Source organism: Actinoplanes sp. NPDC024001 (assembly GCF_040638955.1).
Taxonomy (GTDB): Bacteria; Actinomycetota; Actinomycetes; order Mycobacteriales; family Micromonosporaceae; genus Actinoplanes.
In genome coordinates this window covers 1-3,865 of sequence record NZ_JBEZZB010000328.1, presented here as the reverse complement: position 1 = coordinate 3,865, position 3,865 = coordinate 1, and the positions used below count along the sequence as shown (strand labels likewise).

Here is a 3,865-nt window from a genome sequence, read left to right as displayed (position 1 = left end):
GCCCGACCGGATCGCCGCGCAGGCCGGCCTGCCCGCCGAATACGTGCGCACGGTCCTCGACGGCGGCCCGCCGGACTCCGACGACGACCTGGTGGCCGCCGCCCGCTTCGTCCAGGACCTGGAACGCGACATCACCCAGGGCCGCGCGCCCCGCCGTACCGAAGGAGAAGCTCCGTGACCACCGAACACGAAGAGGCCCGCATGGCGCTGAGCCGGCTGCGCGCCGAGGTCGGCAAGGCCGTCGTCGGGCAGGAGGCCGTGGTCGGCGGGGTCGTGGTGGCGCTGCTCTGCGGCGGGCACGTGCTGCTCGAAGGCGTGCCCGGGGTGGCCAAGACGCTGCTGATCCGGGCGCTGTCGGCGGCGCTGAGCCTGGACACCAAACGGGTCCAGTTCACCCCCGACCTGATGCCCGGCGACGTCACCGGCTCGCTGGTCTACGACGCGCGGACCGCCGCGTTCAACTTCCGCGCCGGGCCGGTCTTCACCAACCTGCTGCTCGCCGACGAGATCAACCGGACCCCGCCGAAGACCCAGGCGGCGCTGCTGGAGGCCATGGAGGAGCGCCAGGTCAGCGTCGACGGAACACCGCGCCCGCTGCCGCAGCCCTTCCTGGTCGCCGCGACCCAGAATCCCATCGAGTACGAGGGCACCTACCCGCTCCCGGAAGCCCAGCTCGACCGTTTCCTGCTGAAGCTGTCGGTGCCGCTGCCGGAGCGCGAGGACGAGCTCAACGTGCTGCGCGCCCACCACCACGGTTTCGACCCGCGCGACCTGAAAGCGGCCGGCGTCACCCCGGTGGCCGGGCCGGCCGACCTGGCCGCCGGGCGCGCCGCGGTGCAGCGGGTGGCGGTCGCCGAACCGGTCCTCGGCTACATCGTGGACCTGTGCCGGGCCACCCGGGCCACCCCCGCCCTGGAACTGGGCGCCTCCCCGCGCGGTGCGACCGCCCTGCTGGCCGTCGCCAAGGCGTACGCCTGGCTCAGCGGCCGCGACTACGTCATCCCGGACGACGTGAAGGGCTACGCCGTACCCGTCCTGCGCCACCGGGTCCGGCTGCGCGCCGACGCCGAACTGGACGGGGTGACCGTCGAGGCCGTGCTGGCCGGTGTGCTCGCCACCGTGCACGCACCCCGCTGATGGTCACCCGGCGTTTCGCCGCCCTGCTCGCGGTGGGCGCGCCGCTGCCCGCGCTGGTGCCCGGGCCGTGGCTCGCGGTGCTCGGCGTGGTGGCGTTCGCGCTCACCGTCGCGCTGGTCGACGTCGCCGTGGCCGGCCCGCTGAGCAAGGTGCGGCTGCAGCGCGACGGGGACCGCACGGTGTGGCTGGGCGGCACCGCCACCGTCCGCCTCACCCTGATCAACGTGGCGAAACGGCCGATGCGGCTGCACGTCCGCGACAGCTGGGTGCCGTCCGCGGGGGCGTGGCCGGCCTGGCACGACGTGTGGCTGCCCCGCGGCGAGCAGCACACCATCACCACCACGCTCGACCCGGTCCGGCACGGTGACCGGCCGGCGGTGCGGGTGACGCTGCGGTCGTACGGACCGCTCGGCATCGCCTACCGGCAGCGCCGCCGCCGGTGGAACGAGCAGGTCACGCCACCGTGGACACTGCGGGTGCTGCCGCGTTTCCCGTCCCGGCGGATCCTGCCGGAGAAACTGGCCCGGATGCGGGTCATCGACGGCTCGGTGGTGGCCCGCGGCCGCGGCCACGGCACCGAGTTCGACGTGCTGCGCGAATACGTGATCGGCGACGACGTGCGCTCGATCGACTGGCGGGCCAGCGCCCGGCACAACGACGTGGTGGTCCGGACCTGGCGCCCGGAACGCGACCGCCGGCTGGTGTGTGTGCTGGACACCGGCCGTACCTCGGCGTTGCGCGTCGGTGACGCGCCGCGCCTGGACGCCGCCATCGACGCCGCGCTGCTGCTGGCCGTCCTGGCCGACCGCGCCGACGACCGGGTTGACCTGCTCGCCCTGGACAGCGCCATCCGCACCCGCGTCGAGGGCGGCGGCCACCGGGCGAAGCTGGCCCGCCTGATCGACGCCATGGCCTCGCTGGAGGCGGCCCCCGCCGAGACCGACTTCCAGCTGCTCGCCCGCGACCTGCTGCGCCGTGACCGGAAACGCTCCCTCGTGGTGATCTTCACGGCCCTGGAGCCGGCCCCGATGATCGAGGGCTTGCTGCCGCTGCTGCCGCGCCTCACGGCGCGGCACAAGGTCCTGGTTGCCGGCGTACGCGACCCGGCCGTCTCCCGCCTCACCCAGGTCCCGGCCACCGCCACCGCGGCCGACGTGCACACCGCCGCGGCCGCCCAGCGCGTCCTCACCGAACGCGACCGCGTCCGCGACGTGCTGGCCCGCTTCGGCGCGACGGTCGTCGACGCCGACACCGGCGACTTCGCCAGCCGCGTCGCCGACGTCTACCTGCTGCTCAAAGCCACCGGCCGCCTCTAGCCGGCTGCCTTCGCCCGGCGAACGCCCGCCCGCGCCAGCACGCCGGGCACCGTGCCGTCCGGCGTGCCCTTGAGCGGGTCCGGGAAGACCACCGGCGCGTCAGCTTGTCGTTCAACCAGTTCGGCCGGGCTTGGTGCCCTTCTTATTGATGTGCCGGTCGCTGGTGTGCCTTGCCGCAGGTTCTGGACGAGGGGCAGCTGAGTATGCGCGGCCAGCAACTCGACGTCGATACGGCCCTGGTTCAGGGCGGCATAGAGACCTCGCCGGCGGGATCCGGTAGCCGTCGTACCTGCTCATCGCTCACATACAGTTCGACCTGAATGCCCACCTGCCGATGATCTCCCGGCTACTACCCAGTGCATTCTCCTGCCGCGACCGCGCGCTACGGACTGTGACGGCGCCGTCGTCAGCCGGTGCACGCTCCTGCCGATGAGCGCGCATGGCCGCCCGGTGTGTCTGGTGCTGACTTTGGTCGGGACGGTGTGCCGGTCAGTCGGGTTGTGTGTCCCACCGACGCGGCAGATCGTCATTTGGTTCCTCCGGGCCGGCGAAGTGGAACGGCACACCGAGATGCTGTACAACAGCCTGGCCCTGTTCGATTGCCTGTTGCGCCTCCTGCCACGGCGCCAGCATGGCTCTGTTGCATTCAGCGATCGCAGGACGCGGTTGGGCCGGTGAGGACCGCCCTCAGATGGCTGCGGCGAGCTCGGTGAACGCGGCGGCGAGCCGTGTCGCCGGCGGGACGTCAGTGGCGAGGTCGCGGTGGCCACGGCGGAGGTTCTGCATGAAGGCGTGTCCAGCAATGACGACCTGCGCCGTCTGATCCGTTCGTAGACCGCGCATCGGCCGTAGCCGGTGTTTGAGCCTGCTGTGATCGGCTTCGATCGCGTTGTTCGCGTACCGCTCGACGCGGTGCCACGCCCCTGGAATGAGCTGGTCAAGGACTGCGGGATAAATCGCGGCGGCGTCAGTGAACATCTCGGCGGGAGTGGTTGCCCTTGACCTTGACATAGGCGTCATCGACGAACCACCTGTCACCGGGCGCGTGCCGAGTGAACCGGGCGGCGTCGGCCAGCAGCGGGGTGAAGCGTTGGACCCACCGGTGGACGGCGACGTGATCGGCCTGCACGCCGCGTTCGGCCAGCAGTTCTTCGACGTCGCGGTACGACAGGCTGTACCGCAGGTACCAGCGCACCGCCACGACGATCACCTCGGCCGGAAACCGGAATCCGACAACGCCGAAATTGGAGGCAGCCATCGGGATGAGCGGATCAACGACTTCACCGCCCCAAGTCTGCCTCGATCACTGCAGCGCTTAGAGGGCATCTGATCCTCTAAGAGGGCATCTGATTCGGATGTGCCCGTTTAGTCAGGTATGGAGACGCAGTCAGCGCCAGCTTTGGGTGGATTCT

3 protein-coding genes and 1 pseudogene are annotated in these 3,865 nt (G+C 71.4%); 3 read left to right on the top strand and 1 reads right to left on the bottom strand.

The genetic code is table 11. The annotated features are described in order from the left end of the window. The first annotated feature begins 201 nt into the window (after nt 1-201). The 3 genes from AB0F81_RS50710 to AB0F81_RS50700 all read left to right on the top strand — a co-directional run bounded on the left by AB0F81_RS50710 (nt 202) and on the right by AB0F81_RS50700 (nt 3,131). Complete coding sequence (locus tag AB0F81_RS50710) at nt 202-1,137, top strand: MoxR family ATPase (protein ID WP_360211571.1); 936 nt, start codon at nt 202-204, stop codon at nt 1,135-1,137. Beyond that, nucleotides 1,137-2,453: a DUF58 domain-containing protein gene (locus tag AB0F81_RS50705; protein WP_360211569.1), complete on the top strand. Its 1,317-nt coding sequence runs from the start codon at nt 1,137-1,139 to the stop codon at nt 2,451-2,453. The genes AB0F81_RS50710 and AB0F81_RS50705 overlap by 1 nt, the downstream gene beginning before the upstream one ends. Nucleotides 2,454-2,882: 429 nt before the next feature. Then, on the top strand, nt 2,883-3,131 hold the full coding sequence (locus AB0F81_RS50700) for a hypothetical protein (protein ID WP_360211567.1): 249 nt from the start codon (nt 2,883-2,885) through the stop codon (nt 3,129-3,131). A 9-nt stretch (nt 3,132-3,140) separates the two neighbouring features. On the opposite strand, the pseudogene AB0F81_RS50695 reads toward AB0F81_RS50700, so the two are convergent. Then, nucleotides 3,141-3,711, bottom strand: a pseudogene (locus AB0F81_RS50695) (DDE-type integrase/transposase/recombinase). Nucleotides 3,712-3,865 lie beyond the last annotated feature (154 nt).